Source organism: Terrabacter terrigena (genome assembly GCF_042676085.1).
In the GTDB taxonomy this organism is placed as follows: Bacteria; Actinomycetota; Actinomycetes; order Actinomycetales; family Dermatophilaceae; genus Terrabacter; species Terrabacter terrigena.
This window is the reverse complement of record NZ_JBHTKH010000025.1, coordinates 21,224-37,327: the sequence shown is the minus strand read 5'-3', so window position 1 is coordinate 37,327 and position 16,104 is coordinate 21,224. Positions and strand designations below refer to the sequence as shown.

The following is a 16,104-nucleotide window of genomic DNA, read 5'->3' as shown; positions in this document are numbered from 1 at the left end:
CGACCCGCACCCGCTCAAGGACCTGCTGAAGCCAGAAACCGGCATACCGGACTTCACCTAAGCAGATATGCAGAACACATGTTCGATAAAACCGGAAGGCGCAACTCACAGGTGTGGACAACCAATTCGCTTGCGGCCCAGCGTGCCTCGACCGACGTCCACCAGCCTGAGGTGGATCTCGGCTCGCCCGTCGTCGGAGGTTAGACCTAAGGTCTGGCCCATGGCGAGGAACAGGTTGACCGTGACGGGGACCCCCGTCGGAGACGTGGACCTCACCGTCGTCACGCCCGTCGGCTCGCGTCGCGCCGACCCCCTCCCGCTGCTCGTCGCGCACGACGGGCCGGAGTACTCGCGCCGGGCCCACCTCGTCTCCACCCTGCGCGCGGCCATCGAGTCCGGGCGCATCCCGCCCACCCGCGTCGCCCTCCTGGAGCCCGGCGCGCGCAACCAGCGCTACGCCGCCAACCCCGACTGGGCCGACGCGCTCACCGGACACGTGCTCCCGGCGATCCGGGCGGCATACGCGAGCGCCGGCAGGCCCACCGTCATGGGGGCGAGCCTCGGGGCACTCGCCTCGCTGCAGGCGGAGTGGCGGCACCCGGGCACGTTCGGCGCCCTGTTCCTGCAGTCGGGCTCCTTCTTCCGCAAGCGCGTCGACGACGAGGAGGACTTCGAGTTCTGGAACCGCGTCACGGCGTTCGTCACGGGTGTCCGCAGGGCCCGCAAGCGCCGCACCGACGCCCGCATCGTCATGACGTGCAACGTCGACGAGGGCAACCTCACCAACAACCGGCAGATGGCGCAGGCCCTTTCCGCGAGCGGCCACGACGTCGTGCTGCACGAGCTGCCGGGGCGCCACGACTGGCGCCACTGGGAGGCCGCGTTCGACCCGTTCCTGTTGACACTGCTGCAAGGATCGGTGCACTTGAACCGTCGAGCAGGAGAGGCACATGGCGCAGACGCGTAACCACCTGATCGGACTGCTGCTGGGAGCCGAGGAGGACTGGCCGACCGCCTTCGAGGAGCTGATGAAGCTCGTCGGCCCGATCACGACCGACGACGGCGTCACGCACGAGCTGACGAGCGAGCGACTCACCATCGAGCCGTTCGACCTGCGCCAGCCCGTGCGCACCGAGCTCGTCATCGACCGCCTCGCCTACTGGTACTACCACCCGCGCGAGTGGCTCAAGAAGGCCGCGCTGATGAACGACACCTACCTGCTCAACAGCCCGTTCACCTTCCAGTCGATGGAGAAGCACAGCGCCTACGTGGCCTTGATGCGACTGGGGCTCAAGGTCCCCGAGACCTGGCTCGTCCCGTACAAGAACCCGGTCGACAACGTGCGCTGGGCCTACACCAGCGCCAAGTACAACCGGCCCTTCGACCTCAAGCAGATCGCCAACAAGCTCGGCTACCCGATGTACATGAAGCCGTTCGACGGCGGCGGCTGGCGCGGCGTCTCGCGCATCGACGACGAGAAGGACCTCGTCAAGGCCTACGACGACTCCGGCGAGATGCTCATGCACCTCCAGTCGACCATCGAGTACGACCATTTCGCCCGGGCGCTGTCGATCGGGCCCGAGACCATGGTCATGGACTTCCGCCCCGAGCAGCCGATGCACAACAGGTATGCCGTCAGCTACGACTTCCTCCGGCCTTCCGCAGGCCGGCAGGCAGCCGCGATCAGCCGCATCGTGAACGCGATGTTCGGCTGGGAGTTCAACTCGTGCGAGATGCTCGTCAAGGGCGACGACGTCTACCCGATCGACTACGCCAACGCGTGCCCCGACGTCGCCGTCACCTCCCTCCACTACTACTTCCCGTGGGCGATCAAGGCGCTCGTCCGCTGGTCTGCCTACTGCGTCGTCACCGGCCGACGCGGCCCGATGGACCTCGAGATGCGCCGCTACTTCGACGTCGCCGACCGTGACGACCTCGACGACGAGCAGAAGCTCGACGCCTACATCGCCATCGCCGACGAGTACTTCGAGACCGACAGGTACTGGGCCTGGTGCGAGCGCCACCTCCCGCACCTCGACGCGGCGGTGCTCGAGTGGGTCCAGTCGGACGCGTTCGAGAACCTGCTGCGCTCGACGGTCGTCACGACCTACCCGGCGCACGAGCGCGACAAGTTCATGGCCCACTTCGGCGGGCTCCTCGGCCTCTGGGTCAAGGACGAGAAGGCCCGCCTAGGGGTCTCCGAGCAGGCTGCCCGCGACTAGTCCCAGAACGCGGCGTTCAGTCCCAGAAGGCGTCGTTGAGGGCGGTGTCCTCGAAGAACTGCCGTGCCTCGGCGACGCGTCCGTCGCGCAGTGTGAACACGATCACCGCACGCTGGTCGAGCGTGTTCGCGTCGCGTGACGCGTGGTTGCGGCTCATCGCGACGGTGTGGTCGCCGCCGCCCACCACGTCGTCGAGTTCGACCTTGAGGTTGCCGCCCGACCGGGTCATCAGCTCGCCGAAGAACGACAGGATGGCGTCCCTGCCCTCCTTCGGCCCCGAGAGCGAGCCGCTGCCCGGTACGTGCCAGACGGCATCCTCGGTGAAGAGGTCGTTCAGCGTGGCCATGTCACCCGCGCTGAAGGCCGCGAACCCCCGGTGGATGACGTCGATGTCTTCCGTAGCGCCCATGTCAGGTTCCTCTCTGCCCCCCGGTACTCGGTGAACCAACCAACGCTATTCCCGCTCCGTGGGCGTGTCCACGAATCGGTCCGAACGCGACCGGGCTGCCCTAGCCGAGGGCTCCGCCCAGGCCGACGACGAGGTTGATCGTCGACGCGATGACGATGGTGCCGTAGAGGTAGGCGAGCATCGTGTGGCCCAGCACGACGCGGCGGATGTCGGAGCTGCAAAGGTCGGTGTCGGACACCTGGTAGGCCATGCCGAGGTTGAACGAGAAGTAGGCGAAGTCCGAGAAGGTCGGGTCCTCGTCCTGGTTGAAGTCGATCGGTGGCCGCGGGCTCGCGTAGTAGACCCGCGCGTAGCGCAGCACGTAGACCGTGTGGACACACAGCCAGCCCACGGCCACCGCACCGACGCCAACCAGGGCGTCGACGACGGCCTCGCCGCCGCGCTCGTGCCCGCCGACGAGCAGGACGCCGACCCCGGTGAGGCTCGCCAGCCCCACGAGGATGACGACGAGGTCGTACCAGGCGGCGTCGCCGTCGCGGCCCTGCACCTTCTCGCGCGTCGCCGGGGCGTCGTGCCCGAGCACGTGGAGCAGCATGGGCAGGGCGAAGGTGAGCCCACCGACGACGAAGCCGGCGAGGGCGTGCACGAGGAACCCCCGTCCGGGCCCACCGCCGGCACCCCCGCCGGCACTACCTGTCGCGCCGAGGCCGGCGAGCGGAACGAGGGTTCCGACCAGCGCGCCGACGACGACGGCGATGGCGAGGCGGCGCCGGATGGTGGGCACGTTCCGGAGGCTACCGCCGACCGCGCCCTGCAGGCTGTAAGCAGGCTGGTGGTCCGCTGGGTGCGCGTGCGGGTATGACATCTGTCGGGCGAGCTCACGGCCGCAGCCCCTCCGACGCCGAGCCCTAGGATCCGAACATGTCAGACGTCCCCAGCGCCCGGCGAAGCCTCACCGTGGTCTACAACCCGCTCCGGGTCGACGACCTCGAGGACGCGCAGGCGACCGTGGCCAAGGCATGTGCCGACAACGGATGGGCGCAGCCTCGCTGGGTCGAGACGACCGCCGAGGAGACCGGGGAGAAGCAGGCGCGCGAGGCGGTGCGCGACGGAGCGGACGTCGTGGCCTCGCTCGGCGGCGACGGCACCGTGCGCGCCGTCGCGTCGGCCCTCGTCGGCACCGACGTCGCCCTCGGCCTGCTGCCGGGCGGCACGGGCAACCTGCTCGCCCGCAACCTCGGCGTTCCCGTGGGTTCCCTCGAGGACGCCGCGCGAGCGCTCGTCGAGGGCCGCGACCGGCGCATCGACGTCGGGGCCGTGCGCCTCGCCGACGACCTGCCCGAGCCCGAGTCGAGCCGGGCGACCAAGGACAGCCCCGCCGGCGTGGCCGACGACGAGGAGGTCTTCCTCGTCATGGCCGGCTTCGGCCTCGACGGCGAGATCATGGCCGACACCGACGAGAAGGTGAAGGAGGCCGTCGGCTGGGCCGCCTACGTCCTGGCCGCGTTCAAGAAGGTGTCGGGCCGCGGCTTCACCGTCGACGTGAGCGCCGAGGGCGGCGAGGGTGTCGTCGGTGCCAAGGGCTCGACCGCCACGAGGCACGCGCGCGCCGTCATCGTCGGCAACTGCGGCACGCTCCAGGGCGGCGTCGAGCTGATGCCCGACGCGAAGGTCGACGACGGCGTGCTCGACGCCGTCGTGCTCGCGCCGCGCGGACCCTTCGGCTGGGCGTCCGTGCTCGTCGACGTCGCGACGCGGCACCGTGCGGGCCACCAGCGTCTCGACCGGCTCGTCGCGGCCGGGCTCACCGTCGTGGCGCAGCGCCCGATCGAGGCAGAGATCGACGGCGACCCCGTCGGCGAGCACCGCGCACTCGCGGCCCGGGTGCTCCCGGGCTCCCTGGTGGTGCGCGTTGGCTGACCGGCGGCGAGTCTCCACACGGTCACCGGGCCGCGCCCGTCGGCTGCTCAAGGCCGTCGGGTTCGGGCTGGCCTTCGCCGTGCCGGTGACGGCGCTGGCGTTCGTGGTCCGGGAGAAGTTCCTGCCGGTGATCGAGCTCGACGAGCGGCTCATCGTCGCCGGCACCGACATCACCCGCGACAACCCGTGGCTGCGCACGGCGCTGCTCGCCTGGCAGGAGGCGACCCAGCCGAAGTGGGTCTACATCATCGCCTCCGCCGTCTGCCTCGTGCTGTGGCGCCGGCACCGTGAGCTCACGACCCGATGCCTCTGGGCGTTCATCACGATGATGGTCGGCTGGAACCTCCAGCTCGTGCTCAAGGAGGTCGTGCGCCGGGCCCGGCCCGTCGTCAGCGACCCCGTCTCGCACGCCCCCGGCTTCAGCTTCCCGTCGGGCCACGTCGCCAACGCCGCGGTGATCGCCACGGTGCTGACGGTCCTGCTCTGGCCGGTGCTGACGGCGGCCGCGCGCCGCTGGCTCGTGGCCGGCCTCGCGGCATACGTCGTCCTCACCATGCTCGACCGGGTCTTCCTCGGCGTGCACTACCCCTCAGACGTCCTCGCCGGTGTGCTGTTCGGCATCGGCCTGGGCACGGCGTCCTACGCCGGATACCTCGGGTGGAACCCCGAGAACCCCGACGATGCTCCTCCGCCAGAGGGCAGGTCGGGTCCCGAGCAAGCGAAAGGCAGCACGTGAACCACACCTTCATCCACCGGTACGAGATCGACTCGTCCCGGCCGACCCCCGGGTCGGCCCTGCGTGACGCCGCGCTGCGCGTGCTCGCCCCGGCGCTCGTCCTCTTCGCCGCCATCACCGGCTTCGGCTTCCTCATCACCGGTCCGCTCGGCGGCCTGCCGTGGGAGGAGGACGTCAGCCGCTCCGTCGCCTCGGGGCGCACCGACCTGTGGAACTCCATCACGATGGTCTGGTCGCGCATCGGCAACACCGAGATCATCATCGGCGTCTGCGTCATCGCCGTGGCACTGATCTGGTGGCGCACCAAGCAGTGGTGGTATGCCGTCGTCCCCGCCATCGCGATCGCCGTCCAGGCCAGCGTGTTCGTGGCCGCCACGACGATCGCCGACCGGCCGCGCCCGAAGGTCGCCCACCTCGACCCCGCCCCGCCCACGTCGAGCTACCCCAGTGGTCACGTCGGCGCCGCCACGGCGCTCTACCTGACCTTCGCGCTCATGGCCCAGCGCATCGAGAGCGCGTGGCTGCGCCGGCTCGTCACCGTCGTCTGCGCGGTCATCCCGTTCCTCGTCGCCTGGGCGAGGCTCTACCGAGGCATGCACCACCTGGTCGACATCCTCGTCGGCGCCGTCAACGGCATCGTCTGCTTCCTCCTGGCGTGGCACTACCTGCGCCGTCGCACCGACAGCGGCCGGATGGGCGCGAAGGCCCGCCAGGCGGTTTCGCGCTGACGACGCGAAGCTCCGTCCGGGCACGCCGTCTGCCGTCCGGGCAGGCCGATGGCCGGGAACCCCCTCGCGGGTCCCGGCCATCGGCGTCTCGTCTGCTAGGCCGGTGAGCCCGGCAGCACCTGCGACGGGCGCGTGAGCCACCCGAGTGCGAGCACGATCCCGCCGCGCGGAGTCGTCGGCGGGTGGACGACCGGATGCTGCGCGCGCCGCGTCCGGCGGCCCAGGTCGGCGGTGCGCTGACGGGCCACGGCCTCGTTCAGGTACTGCGTGTTCATGGTGCTCCTCCTGCACTCGTGATGCGTCACGGCACAGAGGGCCGAGGAGCGTTCCTGATGCACGAGAGAGCGAAACAGCCCGAAACCCGCCCGGGTTGGGCGGGTTTCGGGCTGTTCGGACTCCGCGTCAGACCCCGCGTCAGACCCCGCGTCAGACCCGCGCGTGGCGGGCCCGGCCGAAGCTGTAGACGCCGAACGCGATGAGGCCGAGGGCGACGAGCGCGAGCAGCACCTGGCCGCCCGGGGCGCCGAGCAGGCTGCGCAGCGCGCCGTCGAGGCCGCGGGCCTCGCTCGGCTTGTGCCGCACCGCGGCGAGGATGAACAGGCCTCCGACGATGGCCAGCGCGACGCCCTTGGCGATGTAGCCGAAGCGGCCCGCCTTGACGGTCCACGGGCTCGGGTGGGTCTCGAGGTCCTCGAGGAACTTGCGCCTCCAGCCCTTGACGACGTGGTAGACGCCGACACCGATGATGACGAGGCCGACGGCGGCGACGAGCCACGTGCCGGCCGGCTGCTTCATCAGGGTCGCCGTGAAGTCCGCCGACTGCTTCTTGCTCGACGTGCCGCTGCCGCTCGCGAACCTGAAGGCCGTCCACGAGAGGGCGAGGTAGACGACGGCCTTGGCGGCCGCCTTGAGCCGGTCACTGGTCTGGAGGCCGCCGGAGATCGCCTCGGTGACCTGCCAGATGGCGAGGCCGAGCCAGGCGACGACGGCGACCCAGAGGACGAACACGCCGAAGCCGTTCTGGGCCATGGAGCCGAGTGCGCCCGACTGGTCGGCGCTCGAGCCCTTCGAGCCGAAGGCGAGCCGCAGGGCGATCGCACCGATGAGGATGTGGAGCACGCCGTTGACGGCGTAGCCGATCCGCGCGGTCGTCTCGAGTGCCGGGTGGTCGCCGGCGCGCCGCGAGGCGGCCTTGACGTCTGTGGAGTCCATGCGCGTGTCCTGTCGGTCGATGGGGTCCCCGTGGGCATTGGAGAACATACCCACGCGGACCCCATCGTCGGCGGCTTGGACCCCGGACGCGCTCACACGGGTCGTAGGTGGCTCAGCCGGCGACGCCACCGGGGTCGGGGCCCGTGTTCCGGTGCGCGCTCCGGTGCAGCGGTGATCCCGCTCAGCGTCCAGTCGGTCCATGGGTCGGGGCGGCGCAGCCGTGCCTGCTCGGCGCGGCGGCGCAGGTCGGCCTCGCGCTCGACGAGGAGGGCGCTGACGATGTGTGGAGGCAGCATGGGTCCGGTCCTTCGTGGTCGGTGGTGCTGACCTCTCCAGCGTCGGTCTGAGGTGGCACCCGCCACATCGGGACAACGGCGTAACCATGAGCGGCCGACCGTGTCGGGCCGGGCCTGAGGTAGTCCTAGACCGCACCGTCATGGGCCGCGAGCCCGAGGATTCGACGGATCTCGGGCCACGCGCGCTCGCCGAGCTCGCGGTCCGCGGCGTCGGTGCCGCCTCGAGCCATCGGCCGCCCGCCGGTTGCCGCCTGCTCGCCGGGCAGGATGACCCGGTGCCCGGCTCGGGGGTGCGTCACGACGCTCGTCGGCAGGCCGTAGGCGTGCCGACGAGCCTCGACGGCCCGTGCGGAGGTGACGGCGGGCCAGACCTGGTCGTCTCCACCGGCGACGAGCAGCACGTCGCCGAAGAAGCGCTCGACGGCGATCGTCGCGGCCGCCACGCGGTCGGCGGCGGTGACGAGGCTCTGCGAGTACACCGGCGCGAACGCCGGCGGGTCACCGACGGGCTCGGCGTCGTCGTCGTAGGGGACGAACGGGACCGGCCCACCGCCCCGGCTCCACGACGAGTGCTGCGGCCTCAGCTCCCCGTCGGGACCGGGTCCGACGTTGGCCCAGACGACGTGGCTCGGCGCGAGCGCGACGACGGCGTCGACGCGTGGGTCGTCAGCGGCATACAGCAGGAAGCCCTCGGCTGTCTTCGACGACCCGAGCAGGACCACCCGGTCGCACTCGGCGGCGAGCGCCTCCACGGGTGCGTCGAAGGCGTCGAGCGGGTGCTCCCAGATACCAGCCGGCCGGCCCGCGCCGCCGAACCACCGGTAGGTGAGGGCGGCCGACACGCCGGCGGAGGCGAGCACACCGGCTCGTCCCGTCTCGACGCGGCCACTCGAGCCGGCGAGCACGAGCACGCCGGTGCCGTTGCCGCCGTCTGCCGGGGCCACGACGACGCCGTCCTGGTCGAAAGGCCGGGTTCGAAGATCCACCTCCCCAACCTACCGATGGTGGGAGCATGGACCCATGCCCCACTACTCGCACACCGAGACCGTGAACGCTTCTCCCGCAGCGGTCTTCGCCATCCTCGACGACGTCACGCGAGCGCCCGAGTGGCTCAAGCGCTGCACGCGGCTCGACAACCTCTCCGGAGGTCCGACGGCAGTCGGCACGAGGCTGAAGTACCACTACAAGGACGGCAGCCGCACCGGTGTCATGGACGGGTCCGTCGTCGCGCGCGAGCAGGACCGCAAACTGACGAACCGCTTCACCGACAAGATGATGGACGTCACCGTCGACTTCGACGTGGCTCCCGGGTCGACGCCCGAGCAGACCACGCTCACCCACACGATCACCATCGACACCAAGGGTCTCGGCAAGGTGTTCACGCCGATGATCAAGCGGCAGCTGCCCGGCCAGACGACGGGGGCGATGACCGAGCTCAAGCGGCTCGCCGAGTCCAACGCCTGACCTCAGCCGCCGAGGCGCTCGAAGCCGGTGACCCTGAGCACCGCGGCGCCGGCCTCGTCGCTCGCTGCGAGGTCGACGACCGCCGTGATGCCCCAGTCGCGGTCGTCGTCGGGGTCGACCACGACCTGACGCAGCCGCCACTCGCCGGGCACCTTCTCGACCTGGAGCAGCGCGGGGGAGCGGGCGCCCTGGTCGGTGGCGATGGCGTCATGGTCGTCGAAGTAGGAGCCGAGGGCCTCGTTCCACGCGTCGGCGCTCATGGCGACCTTCTGCGGCGGGTCGGTGAGCTCGGCGACCCGCGCCTCGAGCTCGCCGAGCGCCTCCCACTCGTCGCGTGCGGCGAGCTCTACGCGGTGGAACATCGCGTTGCGGATCATCACCGTGAACGCGCGCTCGTTCGCCGTGACCGGGCGCGCCGGCGGTGCGACGTCAGCCGTGGTCAGGACCGCCTCGCTGGGGTTGACGAGGTCCTCCCACTCGTCGAGCAGGCTCGAGTCGGTCTGGCGCACCAGCTCGCCGAGCCACTCGATGACGTCCTCGAGCTCCTCGGTGCGGTGCGACTCGGGGACGGTTCGCCGCAGCGCCCGGTACGCGTCGGTGAGGTAGCGCAGGACGAGTCCCTCCGAGCGGGACAGGCCGTAGTACGAGACGAACTCGTTGAAGGTCATGCCGCGCTCGTACATCTCGCGCACCACGGACTTGGGGGAGAGCGCGTCCGGTGAGATCCACGGGTGGGTCTGGCGGTAGGCGGCGAGCGTCACCTCGAGCAGGTCGGCTAGCGGCTTGGGCCACGAGACCTCCTCGAGCCGCTCCATCCGCTCCTCGTACTCGATGCCGTCGAGCTTCATCGCCGCGACCGCCTCGCCGCGCGCCTTGAACTCCTGCGCCCAGAGCACCTGCCGCGGGTCCTCGAGGATCGCCTCGATGACGGAGACGAGGTCGCGGGCGTAGGTCTCGGACTCCGGGTCGAGCGTGTCCATGACCGCGAGGGCGAAGGGTGCGAGCGGCTGGTTGAGGGCGAAGTCGCGCTGGAGGTCGATCGTGAGGGCGTGGCGCCGCCCCGAGGACTCGGCGGTGGCGAGCCGCTCGACGACGCCCGAGGTGAGCAGCTCCTTGGCGAGCACCAGCGCGTGCCGCTGGAGGCGGCGCTGGTCCTTGGCCTCGTGGTGGTTGTCCGACAGCAGCCGCACCGCGTGGGCCACCGGGTTGCCTTCTCGGGCAAGGATGTTGACGAGCATCGAGTGCGACACCCGCAGCCGCGGCTGGAGGGGCTCGGGCTCTGCGGCGATGAGGCGCTCGAAGGTCTCCTCGGACCAGCTGACGAAGCCCTCGGGCGCCTTCTTGCGCTGGACCTTGCGCTGCTTCTTCGGGTCGTCACCGGCCTTCTCGACGGCGCGGAGGTTCTCGATGACGTGCTCGGGGGCCTGCGCCACCACCCACCCGCGGGCGTCGAACCCCGCTCGTCCGGCCCGCCCGACGATCTGGTGGAACTCACGCGCCTTGAGCGTGCGCTGCTTCGTGCCGTCGAACTTCGTCAGCCCGGTGAGCAGCACGGTGCGGATCGGGACGTTGATGCCGACGCCCAGGGTGTCGGTGCCGCAGATGACCTTGAGCAGGCCGTCCTGCGCGAGCTGCTCGACGAGGCGGCGGTACTTGGGGAGCATCCCGGCGTGGTGCACGCCGATGCCGTGGCGCACGAGCCGAGAGAGGGTGCGGCCGAAGCCGGCCCCGAACCGGAAGGCGCCGATGCGCTCGGCGATGGCCTCGCGCTCCTCGCGGGTCGTGATCTTGACGGCCACCAGGCTCTGGGCGCGCTCGAGCGCGGCCGCCTGCGTGAAGTGCACGACGTAGACGGGGGCGCGGTCCTTCTCGAGCAGCTCCTCGATGGTCTCGTGGAGGGGGGTGACGGCATACGAGAACTCGAGGGGGACGGGGCGCTCGGTGCCCGTGATGACGCCCGTCGACCGGCCGGTGCGGCGGGTCAGGTCGTCGCGGAACATCGCGACGTCGCCGAGCGTGGCCGACATGAGCACGAACTGCGCCTGGGGCAGCTCGAGGATCGGCACCTGCCAGGCCCAGCCGCGGTCGGCCTCGGAGTAGAAGTGGAACTCGTCCATGACGACGAGCCCGATGTCGGCCGAGCTGCCCTCTCGCAGAGCGATGTTTGCCAGGATCTCGGCTGTGCAGCAGATGATCGGCGCATCGGCGTTGACCGACGCGTCGCCGGTGATCATGCCCACGTTGTCGGCGCCGAACTGCTCGCACAGCGCGAAGAACTTCTCGGACACCAGCGCCTTGATGGGCGCCGTGTAGAAGGACACCCGGTCCTCGGCGAGCGCCGTGAAGTGTGCGGCCGTCGCGACGAGCGACTTCCCGGAGCCGGTCGGCGTCGAGAGGATGAGGTTGCTGCCGCTCAGCACCTCGAGGAACGCCTCCTCCTGGTGCGGGTAGAGAGTCAGACCCCGCTCTGCGGTCCACTCGGCGAAGACCTCGTAGAGGCCGTCGGGGTCGGGGTCCCGCGGGAGGCGCTCGCTGAGGTTCTTCGTCACCACGCGAGTATGCCGTCGGGCCGGGTCGAGGGCCCAATCACCGGCCTTCGCCCCGGTCGGAGCGACGGCGGTCGGGGGTGAGGAGCAGCAGCACGGCACCGACGAGCGCGCCGAGCACCGTCTCGAACAGGCGGTCGCGCAGCAGGGGACCGACGGGGGCCGCGTGTGCCAGCTGGCCCATCATCAGCGCCAGGGGCGTGATGAAGAGCAGGGCGACGGCGTAGTTGCGCCCGACGACGAGCTCGGTCAGCACCTGGAGCACGACGATGACGAGCACGGCCCACGCGCCCTGCGGCGACCACAGCAGGACGGGTGCGGCGACGGCGATCCCGAGGGCCGTGCCGACCACGCGGTGCAGTCCCCGCGTGAGCCGCGAGGCGAGGTCGGGTCCCGACAGCACGGTGACGGCGGCGACCATCGCCCAGTACGGGTGCTGCCAGGCGAGCGTCGTCGCGATCGCCCCGGAGATGCCGAGGGCGAGGACGTGGCGCAGCAGGTGGGTGCGCGCGCCCGGCGCGTCGAGCGCCTCGCGGAACGTCGGTGCCGGGAGGTCCGGACGCTGCCACTCGCCGCGTCCGCGCAGGACGCCGACGTGCGACACGGCGAGGGAGAAGAGAACGCTGCCGCTCGAGACGGCCGGGGCCACGAGCACGGTCGTCAGGGCTGCCGGCACCATGGCGCAGACGGTGAAGGCGAAGACGAGGAAGAGCGGTCCGGGTGGGTGCCAGCGGTAGGCGTCGGACGTGAGCGACCCCACCGCGGCGACCAGGGCCCCCAGCGGCACGACGAGCCAGCGCGAGTCGGGCGTGAGCGCGACGAGGGCCCCGAGGGTGACGGCGATCGTCAGGGCCACACCGGCCACCACCTGCATGCCGGCGCGTTGTGCGCGGGCGTCGTTGCGGCCGTAGAGCGACGTGAAGGCGCCGAAGGCGGCATACGGCGTCCACTCGACGCGACCTGCGAGCACGAGCACGAGCAGTGGGACGAGGACCGAGACCCCGGCGCGCAGGGCGACGCGGTGAGCCCCGCCGTGCGGCCCCCAGCGCAGCAGGCCGGTGGCCACTCCTCGCGCTCTCATCGGCTCCGATTCTAGGCGGGGCGCCTAGCCGCCTTTTCGGCGTCCGCGTGCCTAGGGTGGTTACGACGACGTGCCTTGTGGGAATACAGAGGTACGAGAGGTCGTGGCACTCGGCCGGCGTGCCCGCACGCTGCGAAAGGTGGCGCCCATGGAGGCGAAGAAGACGTTCCTGTCGTGGCCCGTGGTCCGGCAGGTCCGATCGGGTGACTTCCTCGGTCGAGGACCGTCGGTCACGTCCGAGCGCACCCGTGCCCTGCAGCCGCGCACCTCCACCGCCGACCGCGTCGTCCAGAGCGTCTGCCCCTACTGCGCCGTCGGCTGCGGCCAGAAGGTCTACGTCAAGGACGAGAAGGTCGTGCAGATCGAGGGCGACCCCGACTCGCCGGTCTCGCGAGGGCGTCTGTGTCCCAAGGGGTCGGCGAGCGAGCAGCTCGTCAACAACCCGAGCCGCGTTCGCGAGGTGCTCTACCGGCGCCCGGGTGGCACCGACTGGGAGCGCATGTCGAGGGCGACGGCCGTCGAGATGATCGCGCAGCGCTTCGTCGCGAGCCGTCGTGCCGGCTGGCAGGACCACGACGAGAAGGGGCGTCCGCTGCGGCGGACCATGGGCATCGCCTCCCTCGGCGGCGCGACGCTCGACAATGAGGAGAACTACCTCATCAAGAAGCTGTTCACCGCGGCCGGCGCGATCCAGATCGAGAACCAGGCGCGTATTTGACACAGCTCCACGGTCCCCAGTCTGGGGTCCTCGTTCGGGCGCGGCGGCGCGACACAGTACGTGCAGGACCTTTCCAACTCCGACTGCATCGTCATCCAGGGTTCCAACATGGCCGAGTGCCACCCGGTGGCGTACCAGTGGGTGACGGAGGCGCGCCTCAAGGGCGCCAAGGTGATCCACGTCGACCCGCGCTTCACGCGGACGTCGGCGACGTCCGACAAGCACATCCCGATCCGGGCCGGCAGCGACGTCGTGCTGCTCGGCGCGCTCATCAACCACATCCTGTCCAACGAGCTGTACTTCAAGGAGTACGTCGTCGCGTACACCAACGCCGCGACCCTCGTCAGCGAGAAGTTCCAGGACACCGAGGACCTCGACGGCCTGTTCTCGGGCTACGACGACGAGAAGGGGTCGTACGCGCCTGACTCCTGGGCGTACGCGACCTCCGGGGACGACGACGAGTCGCCCGGCACGATCGGGGGCCCGGTTGCGGCGCACGAGAGCGGCGGTGGCCACGAGCACGGACACAGCAAGTCCGAGCGCGCGGCCGGTGACGAGCACGGCTCCGGCGGACCCGCACTGGAGCACGCCCGCGTGCTGCGCGACGAGTCCCTGCAGGACCCGCGGTGCGTCTTCCAGATCCTCAAGCGCCACTACGCGCGCTACACGCCCGAGATGGTCGCCGACACGTGCGGCGTCAGCGTCGACGACTTCGCCTACCTGGCCAAGGCCATCACGGAGAACAGCGGCCGTGACCGCACGACGGCGTTCGTCTACGCGGTCGGCTGGACCCAGCACACCCTCGGTGCGCAGTTCATCCGCACGGCCGCGATCGTGCAGCTGCTCCTGGGCAACATGGGCCGCCCCGGTGGCGGGATCATGGCGCTGCGCGGGCACGCGAGCATCCAGGGCTCGACCGACATCCCCACCCTCTACAACATCCTTCCCGGCTACCTCGCGATGCCCGTGGCGGGGCTGCACGACACGTGGGACGACTACGTGAACGCCATCGGCAGCAAGGAGCAGAAGGGCTTCTGGGCCAACGCCGACACGTATGCCGTCAGCCTGCTCAAGGCGTGGTGGGGCAAGGCGGCGACGGCCGAGAACGACTGGTGCTTCGACTACCTCCCGCGGCTGTCGGGTGCCCACGGCACCTACCAGACGACGATGGCGATGCTCGAGGACCAGGTCGAGGGCTACTTCCTGCTCGGCCAGAACCCGGCTGTCGGCTCGGCGCACGGTCGCATGCAGCGACAGGCGATGTCGCACCTCAAGTGGCTCGTCGTGCGCGACTTCGCGATGATCGAGTCGGCGACGTTCTGGAAGGACGGGCCCGAGATCGCCACGGGCGAGATGCGCGCCGAGGACATCGAGACCGAGGTCTTCTTCATGCCGGCCGCCGCCCACACGGAGAAGGCCGGCTCGTTCACGCAGACGCAGCGGATGCTCCAGTGGCACCACAAGGCCGTCGCGCCCCCCGGTGAGGCGCAGAGCGAGCTCGAGTTCTTCTACGAGCTGGGCAAGCGCGTGCGGGAGATCCTCGCCGACTCGACCGACCCGCGCGACCGGCCGCTGCTCGACCTCACGTGGGACTACCCCCTCGACGCCGACGGCGAGATCGACGCCGAGGCCGTGCTCGCCGAGGTCAACGGGCGCCACCTGACGGGCGACAAGGCCGGCCGGCCCCTGTCGTCGTACACCGAGATGAAGGCCGACGGCTCCACCGAGGGAGGCTGCTGGATCTACACGGGGGTCTACGCGGACGGCAAGAACCAGGCGGCGAACCGCCGCCCCGGCCAGGAGCAGGACCTCACGGCGCTCGACTGGGGCTGGGCGTGGCCGGCCAACCGCCGCATCCTCTACAACCGCGCCTCGGCCGACCCCGACGGCAAGCCGTGGAGCGAGCGCAAGAGGTACGTGTGGTGGGACGCCGAGGCGGAGAAGTGGACGGGTCACGACGTGCCCGACTTTCCGCCGACCAAGGCGCCGAGCTTCCGTCCCGAGCCGGGAACGGGCGGCCCCGACGGCCTCGCCGGCGACGACCCGTTCATCATGCAGGCCGACGGAAAGGGCTGGCTCTTCACGCCGAAGGGCATGCTCGACGGGCCGCTGCCGACGCACTACGAGCCGCAGGAGTCGCCGGTCCAGAACCCGCTCTACCGGCAGCAGTCCAACCCGGCCCGCAAGGTCTTCCCGCGCAAGGACAACCTGTGGAGCCCGTCGGGCGACGAGCCCGGTGCCGACGTCTACCCGTACGTCTTCACCACCTACCGGCTCACCGAGCACCACACGGCGGGCGGGATGAGCCGCTTCCTGCCCTACCTGTCGGAGCTGCAGCCGGAGTTCTTCTGCGAGGTCTCGCCCGAGCTCGCGCAGGAGCGCGGCCTCGAGCCGGGCGGCTGGGCCACCATCGTCTCGGCCCGCACCGCCGTCGAGGCGCGCGTGCTCGTCACCGAGCGGATGAGCCCGCTCGTCATCCGCGGTCGCACGGTCCACCAGGTCGGCCTGCCCTACCACTGGGGCGTCGGCAGCGCCGCAGTCGTCAGCGGTGACGCCGCCAACGACCTGCTCGGCGTCGCGCTCGACCCGAACGTGCAGATCCAGGAGAGCAAGGCGGGCTCGTGCGACATCGTGCCCGGCCGCCGCCCGACCGGAGAGGCGCTGCTGCGGCTCGTCGCCGAGTACCAGTCGCGGGCCGGCTCGACCGTCACCACGGGCAACGAGCTGCGCACCGGGCACCCCGAGTCCGTTCCCGAGAAGAAGGAGGGCTGA

15 protein-coding genes are annotated in these 16,104 nt (G+C 70.7%); 7 read left to right on the top strand and 8 right to left on the bottom strand.

What is annotated here, in order from left to right:
* Positions 1 to 241 precede the first annotated feature (241 nt).
* Together ACFQ2V_RS20845 and ACFQ2V_RS20840 are read left to right on the top strand one after the other, a co-directional pair.
* Positions 242 to 967 (top strand): alpha/beta hydrolase, encoded by a 726-nt coding sequence (locus ACFQ2V_RS20845; RefSeq protein ID WP_386054882.1) that lies wholly within the window; start codon positions 242 to 244, stop codon positions 965 to 967.
* Complete coding sequence (locus ACFQ2V_RS20840; protein ID WP_386054880.1) at positions 951 to 2,222, top strand: ATP-grasp domain-containing protein; 1,272 nt, start codon at positions 951 to 953, stop codon at positions 2,220 to 2,222. The genes ACFQ2V_RS20845 and ACFQ2V_RS20840 overlap by 17 nt, the downstream gene beginning before the upstream one ends.
* Positions 2,223 to 2,238: 16 nt before the next feature.
* Here ACFQ2V_RS20840 and ACFQ2V_RS20835 read toward each other — a convergent pair whose 3' ends face one another.
* Positions 2,239 to 2,631, bottom strand: a complete 393-nt coding sequence (locus ACFQ2V_RS20835; RefSeq protein WP_386054879.1) for a nuclear transport factor 2 family protein — start codon at positions 2,629 to 2,631, stop codon at positions 2,239 to 2,241.
* Positions 2,632 to 2,731: 100 nt separating this feature from the next.
* Entirely contained in the window at positions 2,732 to 3,415 is a 684-nt protein-coding gene (locus tag ACFQ2V_RS20830) for a DUF1345 domain-containing protein (RefSeq protein WP_386054877.1), read from the bottom strand.
* Between the two features lie 137 nt (positions 3,416 to 3,552).
* Between ACFQ2V_RS20830 and ACFQ2V_RS20825 the strand changes: the two genes are divergently transcribed.
* The 3 genes from ACFQ2V_RS20825 to ACFQ2V_RS20815 are packed head-to-tail and all read left to right on the top strand — an operon-like array spanning position 3,553 to position 6,015.
* Positions 3,553 to 4,551 (top strand): diacylglycerol/lipid kinase family protein, encoded by a 999-nt coding sequence (locus ACFQ2V_RS20825; RefSeq protein ID WP_386054875.1) that lies wholly within the window; start codon positions 3,553 to 3,555, stop codon positions 4,549 to 4,551.
* Positions 4,544 to 5,287, top strand: a complete 744-nt coding sequence (locus ACFQ2V_RS20820; RefSeq protein ID WP_386054873.1) for a phosphatase PAP2 family protein — start codon at positions 4,544 to 4,546, stop codon at positions 5,285 to 5,287. The genes ACFQ2V_RS20825 and ACFQ2V_RS20820 overlap by 8 nt, the downstream gene beginning before the upstream one ends.
* Positions 5,284 to 6,015: a phosphatase PAP2 family protein gene (locus tag ACFQ2V_RS20815; protein ID WP_386054871.1), complete on the top strand. Its 732-nt coding sequence runs from the start codon at positions 5,284 to 5,286 to the stop codon at positions 6,013 to 6,015. Before ACFQ2V_RS20820 ends, ACFQ2V_RS20815 begins: the two co-directional genes overlap by 4 nt.
* Before the next feature lie 95 nt (positions 6,016 to 6,110).
* Here ACFQ2V_RS20815 and ACFQ2V_RS20810 read toward each other — a convergent pair whose 3' ends face one another.
* The 4 genes from ACFQ2V_RS20810 to ACFQ2V_RS20795 form a co-directional block, all read right to left on the bottom strand.
* Positions 6,111 to 6,290: a hypothetical protein gene (locus tag ACFQ2V_RS20810; RefSeq protein ID WP_386054870.1), complete on the bottom strand. Its 180-nt coding sequence runs from the start codon at positions 6,288 to 6,290 to the stop codon at positions 6,111 to 6,113.
* 151 nt (positions 6,291 to 6,441) lie between these two features.
* The gene (locus ACFQ2V_RS20805; RefSeq protein ID WP_386054868.1) at positions 6,442 to 7,227 is read right to left on the bottom strand and encodes a DUF1206 domain-containing protein; all 786 of its coding nucleotides are present in this window, start codon (positions 7,225 to 7,227) and stop codon (positions 6,442 to 6,444) included.
* A gap of 92 nt (positions 7,228 to 7,319) precedes the next feature.
* Positions 7,320 to 7,523, bottom strand: coding sequence for a hypothetical protein (locus ACFQ2V_RS20800; protein ID WP_386054867.1), 204 nt, complete (start codon positions 7,521 to 7,523; stop codon positions 7,320 to 7,322).
* A 125-nt stretch (positions 7,524 to 7,648) separates the two neighbouring features.
* Complete coding sequence (locus tag ACFQ2V_RS20795) at positions 7,649 to 8,509, bottom strand: acyl-CoA thioester hydrolase/BAAT C-terminal domain-containing protein (protein WP_386054865.1); 861 nt, start codon at positions 8,507 to 8,509, stop codon at positions 7,649 to 7,651.
* A gap of 34 nt (positions 8,510 to 8,543) precedes the next feature.
* Between ACFQ2V_RS20795 and ACFQ2V_RS20790 the strand changes: the two genes are divergently transcribed.
* The gene (locus tag ACFQ2V_RS20790) at positions 8,544 to 8,987 is read left to right on the top strand and encodes an SRPBCC family protein (protein WP_386054863.1); all 444 of its coding nucleotides are present in this window, start codon (positions 8,544 to 8,546) and stop codon (positions 8,985 to 8,987) included.
* Between the two features lie 2 nt (positions 8,988 to 8,989).
* Here ACFQ2V_RS20790 and ACFQ2V_RS20785 read toward each other — a convergent pair whose 3' ends face one another.
* Both ACFQ2V_RS20785 and ACFQ2V_RS20780 read right to left on the bottom strand, forming a co-directional pair.
* Positions 8,990 to 11,539, bottom strand: coding sequence for a DEAD/DEAH box helicase (locus ACFQ2V_RS20785; RefSeq protein ID WP_386054861.1), 2,550 nt, complete (start codon positions 11,537 to 11,539; stop codon positions 8,990 to 8,992).
* A gap of 34 nt (positions 11,540 to 11,573) precedes the next feature.
* Entirely contained in the window at positions 11,574 to 12,614 is a 1,041-nt protein-coding gene (locus ACFQ2V_RS20780) for an FUSC family protein (protein ID WP_386054859.1), read from the bottom strand.
* Positions 12,615 to 12,762: 148 nt separating this feature from the next.
* Between ACFQ2V_RS20780 and fdh the strand changes: the two genes are divergently transcribed.
* Positions 12,763 to 16,104, top strand: coding sequence for a formate dehydrogenase (gene fdh, locus ACFQ2V_RS20775; protein WP_386054857.1), 3,342 nt, complete (start codon positions 12,763 to 12,765; stop codon positions 16,102 to 16,104).

Excerpts from the sequence above, each read along its gene's own strand:
- ACFQ2V_RS20840 (WP_386054880.1), top strand. The coding sequence starts at position 951 with ATGGCGCAGACGCGTAACCACCTGATCGGACTGCTGCTGGGAGCCGAG.
- ACFQ2V_RS20835 (WP_386054879.1), bottom strand. The coding sequence starts at position 2,631 with ATGGGCGCTACGGAAGACATCGACGTCATCCACCGGGGGTTCGCGGCC.
- ACFQ2V_RS20825 (WP_386054875.1), top strand. The coding sequence starts at position 3,553 with ATGTCAGACGTCCCCAGCGCCCGGCGAAGCCTCACCGTGGTCTACAAC.
- ACFQ2V_RS20810 (WP_386054870.1), bottom strand. The coding sequence starts at position 6,290 with ATGAACACGCAGTACCTGAACGAGGCCGTGGCCCGTCAGCGCACCGCC.
- ACFQ2V_RS20805 (WP_386054868.1), bottom strand. The coding sequence starts at position 7,227 with ATGGACTCCACAGACGTCAAGGCCGCCTCGCGGCGCGCCGGCGACCAC.
- ACFQ2V_RS20800 (WP_386054867.1), bottom strand. The coding sequence starts at position 7,523 with ATGCTGCCTCCACACATCGTCAGCGCCCTCCTCGTCGAGCGCGAGGCC.
- ACFQ2V_RS20790 (WP_386054863.1), top strand. The coding sequence starts at position 8,544 with ATGCCCCACTACTCGCACACCGAGACCGTGAACGCTTCTCCCGCAGCG.
- ACFQ2V_RS20780 (WP_386054859.1), bottom strand. The coding sequence starts at position 12,614 with ATGAGAGCGCGAGGAGTGGCCACCGGCCTGCTGCGCTGGGGGCCGCAC.